This is a genomic window from Streptomyces erythrochromogenes (assembly GCF_036170895.1).
Taxonomy (GTDB): domain Bacteria; phylum Actinomycetota; class Actinomycetes; order Streptomycetales; family Streptomycetaceae; genus Streptomyces; species Streptomyces erythrochromogenes.
Genome location: NZ_CP108036.1, coordinates 4,272,311 through 4,291,265, shown reverse-complemented (window position 1 = coordinate 4,291,265; position 18,955 = coordinate 4,272,311). Strand labels below are relative to the sequence as shown.

Genomic DNA, 18,955 nt, shown 5'->3' with positions numbered 1-18,955 from the left:
CCTCAGCCTCAGTACGAGAAGGCCATCGGCCGGTCGGGGTTCTTGTCGTCCCCGCCGATCTTGGTGGGCGGGTTGAGGTCTGCCTCGGTGAGCTCCGGCGGGCCGAGCTTCACGTACTTGACCAGGAGCCTGACCTCGATCACGGCGAGCACGGCGTAGAGCAGGGTGAAGCCGATCATCGAGGTGAGCACCTCGGCCTGGGAGACGTGCGGCGAGACCGCGTCGCGGGTGCGCAGGACTCCGTAGACCACCCACGGCTGGCGACCCATCTCGGTGAAGATCCATCCCCAGGAGCTGGCGATGAGCGGGAAGCCGGTGGTCCAGAGGGCGACCATCCAGTAGAGGTTGCCGACCTTGGGGCTCAGTGCCTTCTTGAAGAGCACCAGGTTCGGTACCTCGTCCTCGCCGGTGCGCAGCCCCGGCGGCAGCAGGAACTTCTTGCGGGTCAGCCAGAGCCCCAGCACGCCCACGCCGAGCGAGGCCATGCCGAAGCCGATCATCCAGCGGAAGCCCCAGTAGGCGACGGGGATGTTGGGCCGGTAGTCGCCCGGTCCGAACTTCTCCTGCTCGGCCTTGTTGACGTCGTTGATGCCCGGGACGAAGGAGGTGAAGTCGTCGTTGGCCAGGAAGGACAACAGACCCGGGATCTCTATGGCCACCTTGTTGTGGCCCTTCTCGACGTCTCCGTAGGCGAAGACGGAGAAGGGAGCGGGCGCCTCACCGTCCCAGAGCGCCTCGGCGGCGGCCATCTTCATGGGCTGCTGCTTGAACATGACCTTGCCGAGCAGGTCACCGCTGATCGCGGTGCCCAGGCCGGCGATGATCAGGACCACGAGGCCCAGGCGCAGCGAGCTGCGCATCACGGGGACGTGCTTCTTGCGCGCCAGGTGGTAGGCGGAGATGCCGGCCATGAACGCACCCCCGACGAGGAAGGCGGCCGTGATCGTGTGGAAGAACTGGGTGAGCGCGGTGTTCTGGGTGAGCACGAGCCAGAAGTCGGTGAGCTCGGCCCGGCCACGCTCCTCGTTGATCCGGTATCCGACCGGGTGCTGCATCCAGGAATTCGCCGCCAGGATGAAGTAGGCGGACAGGACGGTGCCGATGGACACCATCCAGATGCAGGCCAGGTGGATCTTCTTGGGCAGCTTGTCCCAGCCGAAGATCCACAGTCCGATGAAGGTGGACTCGAAGAAGAAGGCGATCAGCGCTTCGAAGGCGAGGGGGGCGCCGAAGACGTCACCCACGAACCGCGAGTAGTCGGACCAGTTCATGCCGAACTGGAACTCCTGGACGATGCCGGTGACGACACCCATCGCGATATTGATCAAGAAAAGCTTTCCCCAGAACTTGGTGGCTCTGAGGTACTTCTCCTTCTCGGTGCGCACCCAGGCGGTCTGCAGGCCGGCCGTGAGCGCGGCGAGCGAGATCGTCAAGGGCACGAAGAGGAAGTGATAGACGGTGGTGATGCCGAACTGCCATCGCGCCAGGGTTTCTGGCGCCAGAGCCAGGTCCACGTCCTCGTCTCCTTCGTGTCGCCGTGATCACAGGGGAAGCCTGACTTCCGAACCCGCCCAATCAGGGAGGAAGCAGACACGCTTGTGAACGCGTTCACATTCACAAGCATTATGGCGCACGGCTTTCGACCGCCTTCACCCGGGGTACCCCTCTAGCCAATCCATTCAACAGATTGTTGAATGCGGCTCATGCAGATACGAATCTCCTGGCCCTCGGGCCAGCTCACCGCAACCCTCGACGAGACCCCGACCAGCAAGGCGCTGGCCGAGGCCCTTCCGATCTCCGCCTCCGCGAACACGTGGGGCGAGGAGGTCTACTTCGACACCGGCGTCTCCGTGGCCCTGGAGGACGACGCCCGGCAGGTGGTCGAGCCCGGCACGGTCGCGTTCTGGACCGAGGGCGACGCCCTGGCGCTGCCCTACGGCCCGACGCCCATCTCGCGCGGAGGCGAGAGCCGCCTGGCGAGCCCGTGCAACGTGCTCGGCTCGTTCGACGGCGACCCCCGCCTACTGTCCACCGTCCGCGACGGCGACCCCGTCCGCGTGGAACTGGCCTGAGGCTCCCGCCCCACCCCGTCCGCGCGCCGGTCCCGGCCGGCAATCCGCGTTCGCGCGTTCGCGTTCGCGGAGCCTAGAGCTCCTTGAAGAACGCCCCCGCCGTGTGCAGGAAGAGGTCATTCGCCTCGGGCTCACCGATCGTGACCCGAAGGCCCTCACCCGCGAAGGGCCGGACCACCACACCGGCCTTCTCGCAGGCGGCCGCGAAATCCACGGTCCGCTCGCCGAGGCGCATCCACACGAAGTTCGCCTGCGTGTCCGGCACGGTCCAGCCCTGCGCCAGCAGCGTCTCGTGGACCCGCGCCCGCTCGCCCACCAGCGCCCCCACCCGGCCCATCAGCTCGTCCTCGGCGCGCAGCGAGGCAACCGCCGCGTCCTGCGCGAGCTGGCTGACACCGAAGGGCACCGCCGTCTTGCGCAGCGCCGCGGCCACCCGCTCGTGCGCGACCGCGAAGCCGACCCGCAGGCCGGCGAGCCCGTACGCCTTGGAGAACGTACGCAGCACGGCGACGTTGGGGCGGTCGCGGTAGAGCTCGATACCGTCCGGGACGTCCGTGTCGCGCACGAACTCGCGGTACGCCTCGTCCAGGACCACCAGGACGTCCGAGGGCACCTGGTCCAGGAACCGCTCCAGCTCGGCGCGGCGCACGGCGGTGCCGGTGGGGTTGTTCGGGTTGCAGACGAAGATCAGCCGGGTCCGCTCGGTGATCGCCGCGGCCATGGCGTCCAGGTCGTGCACGTCGCCGTCGGTCAGCGGGACCTGCACCGAGGTCGCGCCCGAGATCTGCGTGATGATCGGGTACGCCTCGAAGGAGCGCCAGGCGTACATGACCTCGTCGCCCGGGCCCGCGGTGGACTGGATCAGCGACTGGGCCACGCCCACCGAGCCGGTGCCCGTGGCCACGTGCTCGACGGGCACGCCGAACCGCTCGGCGATCTCGTTCACCAGGCCGGTGCAGGCCATGTCGGGGTACCGGTTGAAGGTCCCGGCCGCCGTGACTGCGCTCTCCAGCACGCCCGGCAGCGGCGGGTACGGGTTCTCGTTCGAGGACAGCTTGTACGCGACGGGCCCGCCCGCGGCGGCCGGCTTGCCGGGCTTGTATGTCGGAATGCCGTCCAGCTCGGCGCGCAGCTTCGGGCTGTTCTCGCTCACCGCAGGTCCTCCTCGACCGTCCCGTACGACGTCGCCGTCGACTCAATACTGCTCACCTTATGAGGATTCCCGCCTTCCGAGAATGGGGGCGCCTGGAATGAGGGGGAGCGCACGCATATATGCGCGCGCTGGTGGCCTGCGCCGTGGCGCGCGTCCCTCGTACAGGTGAGTTGAGATCGACCCGAAACCTCACCGGTTTGGCATGCCCGGACCCGCCGACAAGCTTCACCCTCCACTCGCGCCATCAAGCGCCTTCATTTCCAAGGTCATTGGGGGTGGCGAACCATGCAGAAACGTGCCTGTCAACGCGTGCATATGCACCCGGACCGCGCACCCCACCGAGCCCTACTATCGGCTCGCCATGACAGCAGCAGGGAAGCATCAGGTGAGCCGGACCGAGACCACCCGGCGGGCCGCCGGCCGACAAGGCCGGGCCGGCATCAGGGACGTGGCCGCCGCGGCGGGCGTCTCCATCACGACCGTCTCCGACGCGCTCAATGGCAAGGGACGGCTGCCCGACGCCACCCGCCGCCACGTTCGCGAGGTCGCCGACCGGCTGGGCTACCGCCCGTCGGCCGCCGCCCGCACCCTCCGTACCGGCAAGTCCGGCCTCATCGGCCTGACCGTGACGACATACGGGGATGAACCTTTCACCTTCACCGAATTCGCGTACTTCGCCGAGATGGCCAGGGCCGCCACCTCGGCGGCGCTCGCCCGCGGATACGCCCTCGTCATCCTCCCCGCCACCTCCCGCCACGACGTGTGGTCCAACGTCGCCCTCGACGGCACCGTCGTCATCGACCCCTCCGACCACGATCCCGTCGTCACCGAGCTGGTCCGCCAGGGCCTTCCCGTGGTCTCCGACGGCCGGCCGGCCGGCTCCCTCCCCGTGACCGCCTGGGTCGACAACGACCACGAGGCCGCCGTGCTCGGCCTCCTCGACCACCTCGCCGCCGCCGGCGCCCGCCGGATCGGGCTGCTCACCGGCACCACCACCGACACCTACACCCGCCTGTCCACCACCGCCTACCTCAACTGGTGCGAGCGCGTCGGCCAGGACCCCGTCTACGAGTCCTACCCCGCCCACGACCCGTGCGCGGGCGCCGTCGCCGCCGACCGGCTCCTCGCCCGCCCCGACCGCCCCGACGCCGTCTACGGACTCTTCGACCCCAACGGCACCGACCTGCTCGCCGCCGCCCGCCGCTACGGCCTGCGCGTCCCCGAGGACCTGCTGCTCGTCTGCTGCAGCGAGTCCACCGTGTACGCCAACACCGAGCCGCCCATCACCACCCTGTCCCTCAAACCGCGCCGCATCGGCACCGCCGTCGTGCAGCTGCTCATCGACGCGATCGAGGGCGTGGACACCGGACGCCCGGTCGAACAGGTCGTCCCGACCGAGCTGATCATCCGTACCTCGTCGCAGCGCAGGCAGCCCCGAAGGACCGTCAGCCCGCCCCGATCTCCGGCCCAGGACTGACCGGCAGACCGTCCGGTCGGCCTGATCGGCGGTCGGTCCAGGATTTCAGCAACGGCAATATCGGGCAAAAACGGTAGGAACGATACGCTCCGCAAAGGATTCACCACCCCTGGTGCGTCACAGAGCGCGAGCCGCATTCCTATGATGGGCGCACGACATCACGGACCCTCCTCCCCGGAGGTCAGGAGGGTCCGCAGGTGTACGGCAGCGCGACGGTGGTGGAGGGGTCGATGACTCAGGGGGCCGGTCAGGGACCCGCGATGCGGACGGAAACGCTGCGGGACTTCCGGGTGCCAGTCACCGAACCCGCTGCTCCGTACGCCGTAGCCACCGGTCTGCCCGACGAGGCTCCCGTGTACGGCGAGTACCCCGCGTACTACGAGGACGCCCCACAGGCCGTCGTGCCGCCGCAGCCCGGCTACGCGCCGCAGCCGCCCGCGTCTGCGCCGCCGGCCCCGCACCACGATCCGCGTCAGGACCCGCGTCAGGACCCGCGCCGCGAGGAGCACCTCCAGGGGCGTCCCCAGGGCCACTCTCACCCCCACGCGCACGCCGACGCCGAACCGGAGCACGCGACGCCCCAGGGTCCCGAGGAGGACGACCTCGAGGGCTACACCCCGACCTACCGGGACCTCCCCGTCATCGGCCGCAGCCCGCTCGGCGGCCCCGGCGACACCGTCCAGGTCCAGTACGTCCCGCAGGACACCGCGGGCCCCGGCCCGCTGTACGTCGTCGGCGACGTCCACGGCTACCTCGACGAGCTCGTCACCGAGCTGCACGCCCAGGGCCTGATCGACACGGAGGGCCGCTGGTCCGCGGGCAACGCCCGGCTCTGGTTCCTCGGCGACTTCACCGACCGCGGCCCCGACGGCATCGGCGTCATCGACCTCGTCATGCGGCTGTCCGCCGAGGCGGCCGCCGCCGGCGGGTACTGCAAGGCCCTGATGGGCAATCACGAGCTGCTGCTCATCGGCGCCAAGCGGTTCGGCGACACCCCTGTCGTCTCCGGGGCCGGCACCGCCACCTTCCAGGCCGCCTGGCTGCTCAACGGCGGCCAGCGCACCGACATGGAGCGCCTGCAGGACGTGCACATCCAGTGGATGTCGCGGCTGGACGCGGCCGTCCTGGAGGAGGACCACCTGCTGCTGCACTCCGACACCACGGCCTACCTCGACTACGGCGACTCCATCGAGGACGTCAACGACACCATCCACGAGCTCCTCAACCGGGGCGACGTCGACATCACGTGGGACCTCTTCCGGAAGTTCACCAAGCGCTTCGCGTTCCGCGACGAGGAGACCGGCCCCCAGGCCGTCCGCGAACTGCTCGACACCTACGGCGGCAGCCGCGTCGTGCACGGCCACAGCCCCATCCCGTACCTGCTCGGCGAAGTGGGCACCGAGGACGGCGACGAGTCCCGCGGCCCGGAGGCCGTGGACGGCCCGCACGTCTACGCGGACGGGCTCGCCATCGCGATGGACGGCGGCGTGACGATGGCCGGCAAGCTGCTCGTCGTACGGCTGCCGCTGAGCGACTGAGAGCTTACGCAGAGGGGTATTTCCGGAAAGCCCCTGTCACGGCGTGGTGTGGGCGCTCTACCATCGCTCTATCCGTAGCAGGCTCTCCTCCGTTTCCGCCGGCGCCCGGGTCTACGCGGGCAAACCGGCTTCTACGGAGCATCGGGGGATGCACATGACCAGCGCTCCGCACCTGCTGACCGAAGACCGGCCCGAATTCGACCGGCTCATCGACGAGGCACTGCGCGCAGCGAGCGAACGGCCCGAGCTCGCCACACTCGGCGAGCGGCTGAACGCCGAACAGCTGCGCACCATGGCCCAGGGCGCCAGCGCCCTGCTGGCGGCCGCGGCGGCCGCCGAGTACGGCCACTACGTGAAGGTCCGCGAGGAACGACGCGACGAGGCGCTCTCCGCACCCGGTACGACGGGGGACGAGTACGACGATCACAGCAGCGGCGGCGGCGCGGGCGTCAGCGCCGTGGTCGCGGTCCTCGCACCGGTCCTGGCCGGCACCGCCATGCTGATCTTCCTGCTCGTCGGCTACATCCTGAAGATGATCGAGCCCGAACCGGCCTTCGCCCAGACCATGCTGACGGCGGGTTGGCTCTTCGGCGCGCTCACCGCGGCGGCCCTGCTCTTCGCCGTGATCGGGCTGCTGGTCACGGCCGTCCGCAACAGTGCGACCGAGGTGGGGGCGGACGAGAGCGAGGCGATACCCGACGAGGTGGCGCGGGCCCGCGAGGCCTGGCGGCACGCCCTGCTGGAGCGCGGCATCATCCCGTTCCTGCGGGACGCACTGGCCGATCCGAGTGCGGGCCCGGGCTTCCCGACCCCCCGCACGCCGGGGGCCGGGCGCATCCCCAGTCTGGGATACACCCGGCCCGACTTCACCAGTCCGGGAACCCCGTCGCAGGGGGTCCCGCCCGGCTACACGCCACCGGACTTCACCAGTCCGGACTTCGGCGGCCCGGACCACCGGCCGGAGTAGGCGCTCCGGCCGGTACCGGAAGCTACTTCAGCGCCTTCGGCAGGTGGTTGGGGTCCGTGGGACGGATCGGCTGCTCGTGGGTACGCAGCGGCGCCGGCGGGTCGCCCGGGTTGGGCTGCGGTACCGCGTCGTTCCACACCCCGTTGCACGTGAGCGTGTCGGGAGTGCCCGGGTTCACGTCGCAGAACGTCTCCCAGATCTCGCCGCCCGTGGTGATCACTTCGATGACGAGCCGGTTGGCCTGGTGGCCGATGGAAACCCCACAGGCGCCGGCCGGGTAGTCGCCCTCCTCGTTGGTGGTGAGGTCGTACCAGATCCAGGGGCCGACCGTGGTGTTCTGGATCTCGCGAACGCCTGCGTAGGTGATGCCGTCGGGGGTGAGCGCCGCCTTGAACTCGCGGTCGTTGTTGTCCCGGACGGCATCGACGTCCACGCAGGCGCCCGCGCCGGTCGCACCGGTCGCGCCCGTGGCCCCGGTGGCACCGGTCGCGCCCGTGGCCCCGTCGGCGCCGTCCTCGCCCGGCTCTCCCTGAGGGCCGCGCGGGCCCGTGGGGCCCGTCGGGCCCCGCTGGCCCTCGCATTCGTCGCCGCCGCCCCGTGGGCCCGCCTGGGTGCCCGCCACTCTCGGATCGTGGTTCGAGCTCTTCTTCGTCGTGCAGTCACCGCCGCCGGTCGGGCTCGCCGACCGAACGGTCGCGGCTGCCTGGACGCCCTGCGCAGTGGCGAACGCCGGGCTGGCGATTCCCGCCACCACCAGAGCGAGAGATGCCAGCGTGCCTCCCTTCACCACAGCACTCCGCCGGGCCACCGGGCCGAGGGGTGACCTGGTCCTGTTCACGGGGCTCATATACGCCGCTCCTTCTCGAAACCGGATCAAACGATGTGCGATCGGCCCGGACGGGCCGCCTCGCCCATAGTGGGTAAATCGGATGGGAAGCAGCTCTCGCCTCGCTAGGCAGTCATCTCATCGGACCAGCAACAGGCACCCAATGGCGGCTCGCCCCGTGGCTTCCTTGCACGCCATTGACCGGATCCCTACGGTCGCCTCACGGTCGTCTTCACCACCACCGTGGACGGGATCCTTGAAAGCAAAAGTCTGTCTGAATATGATCGTAAAGAACGAGGCCGCGGTGATCAGGCGCTGTCTCGAATCCGTGCGCCCCTTGATCGACACCTGGGTGATCGTCGACACCGGGTCGACGGACGGCACCCAGGAGATCATCCGGGAATTCCTCGGTGATCTCCCCGGTGTCCTGCACGAACGGCCCTGGAAGGGGTTCGACGGAAGCCGCAGCGAGGCGATCGACCTGGCCCGCTCCAGCGCCGACTACCTGCTGTTCGTCGACGCGGACGACGTGATCGAGGTGGACCCCGGATTCCGGATGCCGGAGCTCACTTTCGATTCGTACGGCATCGCGGTGCACCACCAGCCCGTCATCCACTGGCGGCCCGCTCTGGTCTCCACCCGATTGCCCTGGAAATACGTCGGCGTCCTGCACGAGTACCTGGATTGCGAAGCGCCGTTCACCCGCGGAGTACTCGAAGGCTTCCATATCCGCATCGTCGGCGGCGGAGCCCGGCAGGGCGAAGGGGGCCACCGGGAGAAGTACCTCCGCGATGCCGGGATCCTCGAAAAGGGGCTGATCGAAGAACCGGGGAATGCCCGCTACGCCTTTTATCTGGCTCAGAGCTGGCGTGACGCGGGCGAGCCGGAGAAGTCCCTGGCGGCCTACGACCACCGGGCCGCGATGGGCGGCTTCGCCGAGGAGGCCTTCTGCGCCCGGCTCTACGCGGCACGGCTCGCGGCGGGCCTGCGGCGCCCGCCGGCCGAGGTGATGGACCGCTACCTCCGCGCCCACGAGAGCCGCCCCGGGCGGGCCGAGGCACTCGGCGACCTGGCCCGTCTGTGCCGTCTCGACGGCCGCTTCGAGCTGGCGTACCTGTTCGCCCGTCAGGCGGCGCGGATCCCGCGCCCCGAGGACATCCTGTTCGTCGAGTTCGACTGGTACGAGTGGCGCGCGCTCGACGAGCTCGCGGTGGCCGCCTACTGGGTCGGCGCGTACGAGGAGTCGCTGGAGTGCTGCGACCGCCTCCTGCGGGAGGGCGGGCTTCCGGAGAGCCAGCGCGAACGGGTCGGTGAGAACCGCGCATTCGCGCTGTCCAAGCTGGGGCCGGAGTACCAGGTGGTGGCCTGAGGGCCCCGCCGTCGTCGAACGGCCGAGGGGCCGGACGCATCCGCCACGATCCGGGATGCGTCCGGCCCCTCTACGTGACCCTCCCTAGCGGGAGCGGTTCAAGGGGGCTCCGCTCAGCGTGTCTCCCTTGAAGGACTTGCCGCGGAGGACTCCGGTCGGGCCGGGGGTCAGTTCGAACCACCCCTCGTCCCATACGAAGTTGTCCAGGTTGGTGTCACCGTGGGTCTGGTAGACCCTGTTGTCCGTGGTCAGGACCTGGATGTAGGCGTTGTTGCCCTGGTCGATGATCGAGATGCCGCAGGCCAGGCCGAACGGGAATCCCGGGTTGTCCGCGTCCGTGAGGTTCTGCCAGACCGGCACACCTCCGGTCGTGCTCGCGCGACCGGCGTAGGCGATGCCGTTCGTCAGGACGGCGCTGAACGACTCGGTGGTCGAGGGCGCGAAGCTGTCGATGTCGCTGCAGGGACCGGTGGCGCCCGTTGCGCCGGTGGCTCCCGTGGCGCCGTCAACGCCGCTCGTACCCGTGGCGCCGGTCGCTCCGGTGGCACCGTCCTCGCCGTTCACCCCGGAGGCGCCGGTGCTGCCCGTAGCGCCCGTGGCACCCGTAGCACCGGTGGCACCGGTGGCACCCGTGGCACCGTCAGCGCCGGTCGCGCCCGTGGCACCGGTCGCACCCGTGGCACCGTCAGCGCCGGTCGCACCCGTGGCACCGGTCGCACCCGTGGCACCGTCAGCGCCGGTCGCACCCGTGGCACCGGTCGCACCCGTGGCACCGTCAGCGCCGGTCGCACCCGTCGCGCCGGTGGCACCCGTGGCACCGTCAGCGCCGGTCGCACCCGTGGCACCGGTCGCACCCGTGGCACCGTCAGCGCCGTCGGCCCCGTCAGCACCCGTCGCGCCGGTGGCACCGGTGGCGCCCGTCGGTCCTGTCGGTCCGGGCCTGCCCGGTTCGCACCCGTCGTCACCGTTGGGGCCGGCCATGAGGCCCGCCGCCCACGGGCCATCGCCCGGTCCGTGGTCCGGGTTGAAGTCCGGTCCCTGGTCAGGCCCCTGGTCGGGACCGCGGTCGGGACCGCGGTCGGGACGGTGGTCGGGGCGGTGGTCCGGGCGGTGATGATGACCGTCCGGCTTGCAGTGGTCCCCACCCGTGGGGCTCGCCGCGGTGACGCGCTCAGCCGCCTGGACGCTCTGTGCCACGGCGATGGCGGGGCTGGCCACTCCCATCATCACCAGGGCGAGCGACGCGAGCGTGCCTGCCTTGCGCCAGCTGCTCCTCGGCAGCGGGCCAAGGGGCGTCCTGGACCTGTTCTCGGGGCGCATACCACTCCTTCTCGAAACCGATCGATCGATGGTGGCGGGCTTGTCCGGCCACATCGGTAGCGTGGGAACCGCGGCCTTCAGCGGCGGTACACCTCGCAGACAAGTCCACTCATCGGACTATCGATGCGACACCAATGGCCGCCGCGGCGAACCCGACCGCCCCATCTCCCCGACGGCACGAAAAAACGGGCGGACCCGCGACTCCCCCCATGGGTCGCGGGTCCGCCCGTCAGCCGGGTCCTGCCCTGCCGATCGGCGTCAGTCGGCCAGCGGCAGGTACACGCGGCTGCCCGAGGCCGCGAACTCGGCGGACTTCTCCGCCATGCCGGCCTGGATCTCCTCCGCCTTCAGGTCCCCGCCGTGCTCGCGGCGGATGTCCTGCGAGATCTTCATCGAGCAGAACTTCGGACCGCACATGGAGCAGAAGTGCGCGGTCTTGGCCGGCTCGGCGGGAAGGGTCTCGTCGTGGAACTCACGGGCCGTGTCCGGGTCCAGGGCAAGGTTGAACTGGTCCTCCCAGCGGAACTCGAACCGCGCGTCGGACAGCGCGTCGTCCCACTCCTGGGCGCCCGGGTGCCCCTTGGCCAGGTCAGCGGCGTGCGCCGAGATCTTGTACGTGATCACGCCGGTCTTGACGTCGTCCCGGTTGGGCAGGCCCAGGTGCTCCTTGGGCGTGACGTAGCAGAGCATCGCCGTGCCCCACCAGGCGATCATCGCGGCGCCGATGCCCGAGGTGATGTGGTCGTACGCGGGCGCGACGTCCGTGGTCAGCGGGCCGAGCGTGTAGAACGGCGCCTCCTCGCAGATCTCCTGCTGGAGGTCGATGTTCTCCTTGATCTTGTGCATCGGGACGTGGCCCGGGCCCTCGATCATCGTCTGGACGTTGTGGCGCTTGGCGATGGTGTTGAGCTCGCCCAGCGTCTTCAGCTCCGCGAACTGCGCCGCGTCGTTGGCGTCCGCGATGGAGCCGGGTCGCAGGCCGTCGCCCAGCGAGTACGTGACGTCGTACGTCGCCAGGATCTCGCAGAGCTCCTCGAAGTGCGTGTAGAGGAAGTTCTCCTTGTGGTGCGCGAGGCACCACGCGGCCATGATCGAGCCACCGCGCGAGACGATGCCGGTCTTGCGGCGGGCGGTCAGCGGCACGTACGGCAGGAGCACGCCGGCGTGGACCGTCATGTAGTCGACGCCCTGCTCGGCCTGCTCGATGACCGTGTCCTTGTAGATCTCCCAGGTCAGTTCCTCGGCGCGGCCGTCGACCTTCTCCAGCGCCTGGTAGAGCGGCACGGTACCGATCGGGACCGGGGAGTTGCGCAGCACCCACTCGCGGGTGGTGTGGATGTTGCGGCCCGTCGAGAGGTCCATGACCGTGTCCGCGCCCCAGCGGGTCGCCCAGGTCATCTTCTCCACCTCCTCCTCGATGGAGGAGGTGACGGCGGAGTTGCCGATGTTGGCGTTGACCTTCACGAGGAACTTCTTGCCGATGATCATCGGCTCGATCTCCGGGTGGTTCACGTTCGCCGGAAGCACGGCGCGACCTGCGGCGATCTCCTCGCGGACGACCTCGGGGGAGACGTTCTCGCGGATCGCGACGTACTCCATCTCCGGGGTGATCTCGCCCCGGCGGGCGTACGCGAGCTGCGTGACTGCGGCGCCGTCGCGGCCCCGGCGGGGCTGGCGGGGGCGGCCGGGGAAGACCGCGTCGAGGTTCTTGAGGCCACCGCGCGGCGAGGTGTGCTTGATGCCGTCGTCCTCGGGACGGACCGGGCGGCCGGCGTACTCCTCGGTGTCGCCGCGGCTGATGATCCAGTTCTCGCGCAGCGGCGCGAGGCCCCGTCGCACATCGGTCTCGATCTGCGGGTCGGTGTACGGACCGGACGTGTCGTAGAGCGTCACGTCCTTGCCGTTGGTGAGGTGGACCTGGCGGACCGGCACCCGGATGTCGGGGCGGGAGCCCGCCACGTAGCCCTTGTGCCAGCCCGGCTTGCGCTCGGTCGAGCCGTCGGCGTCCTGGCTGACGGCAGGCGTGCGTGCGTCCTGAATGGTCATGAGACCTGATCTCCCTACGCCGGCATTACCCGGTAACAGGTTCGGCGGTCGACGCAGCCTCCTCCCGTACGCATTCGTGATCGCGTACGGTGATCAGCGCCCTCTCAGCCCGGTGCTCCGAGCTCCCGCGTTGTGCAAAGTAGCCCCCACGCTAGCGTCATCCATGGCGTGCTGAACAGTGGGCCCCCTCATCTCTTGCGATGATCTGCTGGTGACGTCCTCGCCGCAGCCCCCCACCGAGCCCACTGAGCCCAACGGCCACTCCGGCCACGCGCATGCCGGACACGGGCACTCCTCCGGCCACTCCCACAGCCACAGTCACGGACCTGCGGCACCCGTCTCCAAGCACCTGCGCAAGGTCATCGCGGCCGTACTGATCCCCTTCGCCGTCGCCGTCTTCGTCGGCCTGGCGGTCCTCTGGCCGGGCGGCACGCCGGACCACGAGCGGACCGGGGTGGGATTCGACCGGCAGACCCAGCAGGCCAAGGTCGTCTCGCTGGAACTCGTCGACTGCAAATCCGTGAACGCCGCGCAGGTGCCGCCGACCGGCGAGGGCTCCGCCCCGACGGGCGGCGGGGCCCGGGCCGCGCAGACCGGCGACTGCAAGAAGGCCACCGTCGAGATCGGGAGCGGCCCGGACAAGGGGCGCACCTTCGTGGAGATCGTCCAGCCGGGCGCGCCACGGCAGTTGGCGGACGGCCAGGAGGTGGTGGTGGCGTACGCGCCGGACGCGCCCCGCGACCTCCAGTACTCGGTGATCGACGTGAACCGCAAGCTCCCGCTGGCGGTGCTGGCCGGCATCTTCGCGCTCTCGGTCGTCCTCGTCGGGCGGATGCGCGGGCTTTTCGCACTGATCGCACTGGTCGTCAGCTTCGGCGTGCTGACGCTCTTCATCCTCCCCGCCATCCTGCAGGGGTCGAACCCGCTGGTGGTCGCGGTGGTCGGGGCGAGCGCGATCATGCTGATCGCGCTCTACATGTGCCACGGCCTGACCGCCCGCACCTCGGTGGCCGTCCTGGGCACGCTCGTGTCGCTGCTGCTGATCGGCCTTCTGGGCTCGGTGTTCATCGACTGGGCGTTCCTCAGCGGCAACACCGACGACAACACCGGTCTGATCCACGGGCTCTACCCGGACATCGACATGAGCGGCCTGCTGCTCGCCGGGATCATCATCGGATCGCTGGGTGTCCTCGATGACGTGACGGTCACCCAGACCTCGGCGGTCTGGGAACTCCACCAGGCCGACCCGTCGCAGGGGCCGCGGGCCCTGTACCGGGCCGCCATCAGGATCGGCCGCGACCACATCGCGTCGGTGGTCAACACCCTGGTGCTGGCCTACGCGGGCGCCGCACTCCCGCTGCTCCTGCTGTTCTCGATCGCCAACAGCAGCATGGGATCGGTGGCGAACAGCGAGCTGGTCGCGGTGGAGATCGTACGGACCCTCGTCGGCTCGATCGGACTGGTGGCCTCGGTGCCCGTGACGACGGCGCTGGCCGCGCTGGTGGTTTCGGCCGACCGGCCGGAATCCCCGGCCGTCGCACCGGGCTCGGGACCGGTACGCGGCGGCCGGGGCCGGCGGCGCAAGCGCTGAACGGCGGTTCAGCCCGAGTGGTGAGCCGGTCGGGGCGGTGGTTCAGCCGGCGTTCTGCTCGTTCTGCTTCGACTCGGCCAGGATTCTGCCGAGTGCCTCGTCCAAGTGCTCCTCGAAGTCGCCCGTATTGCGCTCCTGTCCGAGCGGAACGAGCCGGTCGGTGCGGTCGAGGAACGCGACGAGCGGCGCCGCGCTGGCCCGGAACAGGGCCCGGTCGCCGCCTACCTGAAGCCGGATGTGGACGTCGGACAGCTCCTCGGGGCTGGTGGGGGCGATGTGCACATCGCCGTCACCGCACGGCTTGTTGATGCCGTCGAGGAGCAGCTCCCGGCCGAACGCCCAGGTCACGGGTGCGTCTCCGGGAAGGTGGAAGGTCAGGCGGACTGCGTAGGGATCACGGGCGTCGTACCGGAGTTCCACCGGGATCCGGAACGAGAGCTCCTCGGAAACGAGGAAACTCATCATGACCTCTGCCTGTACGGACTCGCGCATTGCCTACCCCGCTGTAGTGGAAGTGGCCAGGAATGATCCCCCAGGGCCCTCTTGACAAGAGTGGTGGAAGCGCATGCAGATCACAAGGAGTGAGTTTTCAGATACTGATAGAGAACGAGAGGGTGCTCAACAGCGCGCCTACTTCACTCCGTAGTCGATCGACTACATACAGCAATCGATCTTCGTGGTGCAGGGGCAAAGAAATGGCCATCGTCGCGGCCGCATCCCCGGCCGTGATGGGGATGGCGGCACAGACTGTGCCGAGGGCATATTCCTGCCTCTCGATTACAGGCTGCATTCGCCCGAGGGCTCCGATCCGGTTCTCCAAGGAGCGCAGATCGCGCACGGTATAAGGGGTGATGGCCTCTACCGGATGACGGTCGTAATAGTCCTTGCGCGCGCTCTCGTCGAGCTGGCCGAGCAGGCACTGTCCGATCGCGTGCGCGAATCCCGTCGCACGGAAGTCGGCCCACTCCTCGCACGCCGGGCTGGCCGGGGTGTCCGAGACACCCACGACCTCGATTTCACCCTCGCGGTAGACCGCGAAGTAGACGGGCGCCCCGACCGTGTCGCGGAAGTGCGCGAGCGAGTCGAGGATCATGCTGCGACGTTTCTGCTGGAGTGCCCCGCCGGCCAGCCTGCCGGCCGCGGCGCCGAGTACGAAGACTCCGCTCTCTCTGTGCAGATAGCCCTCGTGCGTCAGGGTGCGCAGCAGGTGGTAGGCGGTGGGCAGCGGAAGCCCGGCCTCACGCGCCAGCTGCTTCGCCGGGGCTCCCCCGCTGTGGGATCCCGCGGCTTCGAGCAGCCTGAGCGCCCTCTGCACCGAACCGATCAGTGTCGGCACACCCGCATTGTGGACCGGAGACAAGCTCACCCCCAGGCGTGGCGGCGGGCCTTCAGGGGTGGCCCGCCCTGCGGGGGCCGCCCCCGCTCATGCCGGCTCCTGGGGGTCGCTCGACGGGTCGTCGGCGTCACCACAGGTCAGGCGGTGCTGCCGGCTGGTGCCCAGGTATCGGCACAGTTCGCGACTCTATCCACCGATTCCGGGGCTGTGAGCGGTTCAGGGCGTCCGGTTCCCTCAGCTGGGTTAACGCGGGAACCGCCCCCGCCCGTCACCTACCACTCGGTGGAGGAGGACTTCGAACGTCCGCGACCGAGCTTCTTCACTACGAAGATCAGACCGCCGACGAGGCCGACGAAGAGCAGCAGCTTGAAGGCGAACGAGATCAGTGCGCCCAGGATGCTGGTGATGACGCCGCCGAAGACGAACAGCGCCAGCAGCGGAACGGCGACCCACTTAACCCACCAGGGCATGCCTGCGAATATCTCCCGGATCCCGTTCATGTCCTCGACCTCTTCCTGGTCTTCCCGTCCGTGACTTCCTGCTGTCGATGCTAGGAGTCCGCAGGCTCCGATCGGGGCCCGCGAGCCCTCGGAGTCCCCTGATCCGCCCCTTAGGGGGATCAGGGGCACGACCCTCACCCGGGGGTCCCCTCAGCCCTCCGGCGGGGAGAACACCACCATCACCTTCAGGTCCTCGGTGATGTGGTGGAACTTGTGCGGGACCCCCGCCGGGACGTAGACGACGCTGCCGCGCGCCACGGTGGTGGTCTCCTCGCCGACCGTGATCGAAGCCCTCCCGCTGACGACGAAGTACACCTCGTCCTGACCGTGCGGCCGCTGCGGATCGATCTGGCCGGCATCGAGGGCGTACAGCCCGACCGACATGTTCCGCTCGCGCAGGAACTGCAGATAGGCGCCGTCGTTGGCGGCCCGCTCCGCTTCGAGCTCGTCAAGCCGGAAGGCTTTCATCGTCGTTGTGCCCCTTGTACTCGATCGTTCCCTCGCATCCGCTGATCTGCGGATGTCCCACCGGGATCTTCTCTGCCACGATCAGACACATGACGAATTTCGTAGTCAAGACGCTCGCCAACGCGGCGGCCCTGGCCGTGGCCATCTGGCTGGTTCACGGCATCACCCTGGACGACGGCAGCACGATGGGCCGCCGGACGCTGACCCTGATCCTGGTCGCCCTGCTCTTCGGCCTGGTCAACCTCATCGTCAAGCCCGTGGTGAAGCTGCTCTCGCTGCCGCTGTTCATCCTCACGCTCGGCCTGTTCACGCTCGTCGTGAACGCGCTGATGCTGCTGCTGACCTCGTGGCTGGCCGACCAGTTCGACCTCAGTTTCCACGTGGACAACTTCTGGTCGGCGCTGATCGGCGGCCTGATCATCTCTGTCGTCTCCTGGGCCGCGAACATGGTCCTTCCCGACAACGACTGAGCGGCCCGCACATGTACCGCGTCTGCTTCGTCTGCACGGGCAACATATGCCGCTCCCCCATGGCCGAGTCCGTCTTCCGCGCCCATGTGGAACGGGCCGGACTCGACGCCCTCGTCGAGGTGGACAGCGCCGGGACCGGCGGCTGGCACGAGGGCGACGGCGCCGACCCTCGCACCGCCTCCGTCCTGGAGGCCGCCGGCTACGCCCAGGACCACCGGGCCCGGCAGTTCCGGTCCTCCTGGTTCTCCCGCCTGGACCTCGTGATCGCACTCGACTCCGGGCACCTGCGCGACCTGCGGGCACTCGCACCCACTCCGCAGGACGCCGCCAAGGTCCGGCTGCTGCGGTCCTACGATCCGGCGGCCCCCGCCGGGCAGCACGACGTACCGGACCCCTACTACGGGTCGCTCGACGGGTTCGAGGAGTGTCTGGAGCTGGTCGAGGCGGCGAGTCCCGGTCTGCTGGACGCCGTACGCGAGGCGATGAAGGAGCACACCACGTGAACGAGCACGCCCCCGAAGGCCCCGGCGAGATGATCGGCGACGGCACCCGCGCCGTGCGCGCCGGTCTGCCCGAAGCCGTCAAGAACGAACCGCCCCTGCCGGGGCCGGTCTTCGCCGCCCACTTCCACCTTCCGGGAGACGTCGAGGGCCCGTACTCCTACGGCCGCGACACCAACCCGACCTGGACCCTGCTGGAACGGGCGATCGGAGAGCTGGAGGCCCCCGGCCAGGACGTGCACACCGTCGTCTTCGCCTCCGGCATGGCGGCGGTCTCCGCCGTCCTCCTCTCCCAGACCCGCACCGGCGACACCGTCGTCCTGCCCGACGACGGCTACCAGGCGCTGCCCCTGCTGCGCGAGCAGCTGGAGGCGTACGGGATCCACGTGCGCACCGCGCCCACCGGCGCGGACGCCCAGCTCGGGGTCCTCGCCGGGGCCCGGATGCTGTGGATCGAGACGCCGTCCAATCCCGGGCTCGACGTGTGCGACGTACGCCGCCTCGCGGAGGCCGCCCACGGAGGCGGGACCCTGGTCGCCGTGGACAACACCCTCGCCACCCCGCTCGGGCAGCGGCCCCTGGAGCTGGGCGCGGACTTCTCCGTGGCGAGCGGCACCAAGGGCCTCACCGGCCACGGCGACCTGCTGCTCGGGTACGTCGTGTGCCGCGACCCGGAACTCGCGGCCCGCGTCCGGGGGTGGCGCAAGATCGTCGGCGCGATCCCCGGTCCCATGGAGGCCTGGCTCGCCCACCGTTCGCTGGCAACGATCCAGCTGCGCGCGCAGCGCCAGTGGGCCAACGCCCTGGCCGTCGCGGAGGCCCTGGTCGACCGCCGCGACGTGAGCGGGGTGCGCTACCCGGGGCTGACCACGGATCTCTCCCACAAGACGGCCGCCCGCCAGATGCGGGGCTTCGGCTCGGTGGTCTCCTTCACCCTGCCCGACCGGGCGCACGCGGAACGGTTCATGGCCGCCCTGCACCTGGTCGAGGACGCCACGAGTTTCGGTGGCGTACGGTCCACCGCCGAGCGGCGCGGACGGTGGGGCGGCGATGCCGTGCCCGAGGGCTTCATCCGCTTCTCAGCCGGGGCCGAGGACACCGAGGACCTGGTCGCGGACGTCCTGCGGGCACTCGACCGTGCCCTCGACCCGGCCGGTCACGACCGCTGAACACGACGTGGAAAGGCAGTCCGAGCCTCCCCCCTAGTGGCTCGGACCGCCCCGGGTTCCGCGCGCTAAGAACCACGCGACAAGGCTAGTTGACTCTGCGTCAGAGTCCAATCACGGTAGCGACAGGGGCCTATCTGCATATTTATAGTTGTA

The 18,955-nt window shown here is 69.6% G+C and carries 18 protein-coding genes; 9 read left to right on the top strand and 9 right to left on the bottom strand.

The features are described from left to right. Positions 1–8: 8 nt before the first annotated feature. Positions 9–1,514 (bottom strand): cytochrome ubiquinol oxidase subunit I, encoded by a 1,506-nt coding sequence (locus tag OHA91_RS19455; RefSeq protein ID WP_266499493.1) that lies wholly within the window; start codon positions 1,512–1,514, stop codon positions 9–11. Between the two features lie 189 nt (positions 1,515–1,703). Here OHA91_RS19455 and OHA91_RS19450 point away from each other — a divergent pair, with 189 nt between their 5' ends. Further along, positions 1,704–2,072 (top strand): cyclophilin-like fold protein, encoded by a 369-nt coding sequence (locus OHA91_RS19450; RefSeq protein ID WP_183066363.1) that lies wholly within the window; start codon positions 1,704–1,706, stop codon positions 2,070–2,072. A 73-nt stretch (positions 2,073–2,145) separates the two neighbouring features. Here the strand turns inward: OHA91_RS19450 and hisC are convergent, their stop codons facing one another. Further along, positions 2,146–3,225 (bottom strand): histidinol-phosphate transaminase, encoded by a 1,080-nt coding sequence (hisC, locus tag OHA91_RS19445; protein ID WP_031156116.1) that lies wholly within the window; start codon positions 3,223–3,225, stop codon positions 2,146–2,148. A gap of 361 nt (positions 3,226–3,586) precedes the next feature. On the opposite strand from hisC, the gene OHA91_RS19440 reads away from it, so the two are divergent. The 3 genes from OHA91_RS19440 to OHA91_RS19430 all read left to right on the top strand — a co-directional run bounded on the left by OHA91_RS19440 (position 3,587) and on the right by OHA91_RS19430 (position 7,207). Beyond that, on the top strand, positions 3,587–4,702 hold the full coding sequence (locus OHA91_RS19440) for a LacI family DNA-binding transcriptional regulator (RefSeq protein ID WP_031156115.1): 1,116 nt from the start codon (positions 3,587–3,589) through the stop codon (positions 4,700–4,702). Positions 4,703–4,962: 260 nt separating this feature from the next. Further along, positions 4,963–6,240: a metallophosphoesterase gene (locus OHA91_RS19435; RefSeq protein WP_381703147.1), complete on the top strand. Its 1,278-nt coding sequence runs from the start codon at positions 4,963–4,965 to the stop codon at positions 6,238–6,240. Between the two features lie 148 nt (positions 6,241–6,388). After that, entirely contained in the window at positions 6,389–7,207 is an 819-nt protein-coding gene (locus OHA91_RS19430; protein ID WP_328739663.1) for a hypothetical protein, read from the top strand. A 22-nt stretch (positions 7,208–7,229) separates the two neighbouring features. Here the strand turns inward: OHA91_RS19430 and OHA91_RS19425 are convergent, their stop codons facing one another. Continuing rightward, entirely contained in the window at positions 7,230–8,054 is an 825-nt protein-coding gene (locus OHA91_RS19425; RefSeq protein ID WP_266499484.1) for a hypothetical protein, read from the bottom strand. A gap of 259 nt (positions 8,055–8,313) precedes the next feature. Here OHA91_RS19425 and OHA91_RS19420 point away from each other — a divergent pair, with 259 nt between their 5' ends. Then, on the top strand, positions 8,314–9,402 hold the full coding sequence (locus tag OHA91_RS19420; protein ID WP_266499481.1) for a glycosyltransferase: 1,089 nt from the start codon (positions 8,314–8,316) through the stop codon (positions 9,400–9,402). An 84-nt stretch (positions 9,403–9,486) separates the two neighbouring features. Here the strand turns inward: OHA91_RS19420 and OHA91_RS19415 are convergent, their stop codons facing one another. Both OHA91_RS19415 and thiC read right to left on the bottom strand, forming a co-directional pair. Continuing rightward, on the bottom strand, positions 9,487–9,966 hold the full coding sequence (locus OHA91_RS19415; protein ID WP_276566140.1) for a hypothetical protein: 480 nt from the start codon (positions 9,964–9,966) through the stop codon (positions 9,487–9,489). 1,014 nt (positions 9,967–10,980) lie between these two features. Further along, positions 10,981–12,768: a phosphomethylpyrimidine synthase ThiC gene (gene thiC, locus OHA91_RS19410; protein ID WP_031156103.1), complete on the bottom strand. Its 1,788-nt coding sequence runs from the start codon at positions 12,766–12,768 to the stop codon at positions 10,981–10,983. A 211-nt stretch (positions 12,769–12,979) separates the two neighbouring features. Here thiC and OHA91_RS19405 point away from each other — a divergent pair, with 211 nt between their 5' ends. Then, positions 12,980–14,359: a YibE/F family protein gene (locus tag OHA91_RS19405; RefSeq protein WP_051893572.1), complete on the top strand. Its 1,380-nt coding sequence runs from the start codon at positions 12,980–12,982 to the stop codon at positions 14,357–14,359. 42 nt (positions 14,360–14,401) lie between these two features. Here OHA91_RS19405 and OHA91_RS19400 read toward each other — a convergent pair whose 3' ends face one another. From OHA91_RS19400 to OHA91_RS19385, 4 genes are all read right to left on the bottom strand, one after another. Next, positions 14,402–14,851, bottom strand: coding sequence for an SsgA family sporulation/cell division regulator (locus tag OHA91_RS19400; RefSeq protein WP_030647381.1), 450 nt, complete (start codon positions 14,849–14,851; stop codon positions 14,402–14,404). A 97-nt stretch (positions 14,852–14,948) separates the two neighbouring features. Then, positions 14,949–15,695, bottom strand: a complete 747-nt coding sequence (locus OHA91_RS19395; RefSeq protein ID WP_078959537.1) for an IclR family transcriptional regulator — start codon at positions 15,693–15,695, stop codon at positions 14,949–14,951. A 272-nt stretch (positions 15,696–15,967) separates the two neighbouring features. Next, entirely contained in the window at positions 15,968–16,195 is a 228-nt protein-coding gene (locus OHA91_RS19390) for a DUF5326 family protein (RefSeq protein ID WP_031156093.1), read from the bottom strand. A gap of 150 nt (positions 16,196–16,345) precedes the next feature. Next, positions 16,346–16,663: a cupin domain-containing protein gene (locus OHA91_RS19385; RefSeq protein ID WP_031156091.1), complete on the bottom strand. Its 318-nt coding sequence runs from the start codon at positions 16,661–16,663 to the stop codon at positions 16,346–16,348. A gap of 89 nt (positions 16,664–16,752) precedes the next feature. Between OHA91_RS19385 and OHA91_RS19380 the strand changes: the two genes are divergently transcribed. The 3 genes from OHA91_RS19380 to OHA91_RS19370 are packed head-to-tail and all read left to right on the top strand — an operon-like array spanning position 16,753 to position 18,802. Beyond that, the gene (locus tag OHA91_RS19380) at positions 16,753–17,133 is read left to right on the top strand and encodes a phage holin family protein (protein ID WP_266499470.1); all 381 of its coding nucleotides are present in this window, start codon (positions 16,753–16,755) and stop codon (positions 17,131–17,133) included. An 11-nt stretch (positions 17,134–17,144) separates the two neighbouring features. Continuing rightward, positions 17,145–17,636 (top strand): low molecular weight protein-tyrosine-phosphatase, encoded by a 492-nt coding sequence (locus OHA91_RS19375; RefSeq protein WP_031156087.1) that lies wholly within the window; start codon positions 17,145–17,147, stop codon positions 17,634–17,636. Between the two features lie 29 nt (positions 17,637–17,665). Beyond that, positions 17,666–18,802 carry a cystathionine gamma-lyase gene (locus OHA91_RS19370; protein ID WP_328741149.1) on the top strand — a complete coding sequence of 379 codons (1,137 nt, stop codon included), beginning with the start codon at positions 17,666–17,668 and terminating at the stop codon, positions 18,800–18,802. Positions 18,803–18,955: the final 153 nt, after the last annotated feature.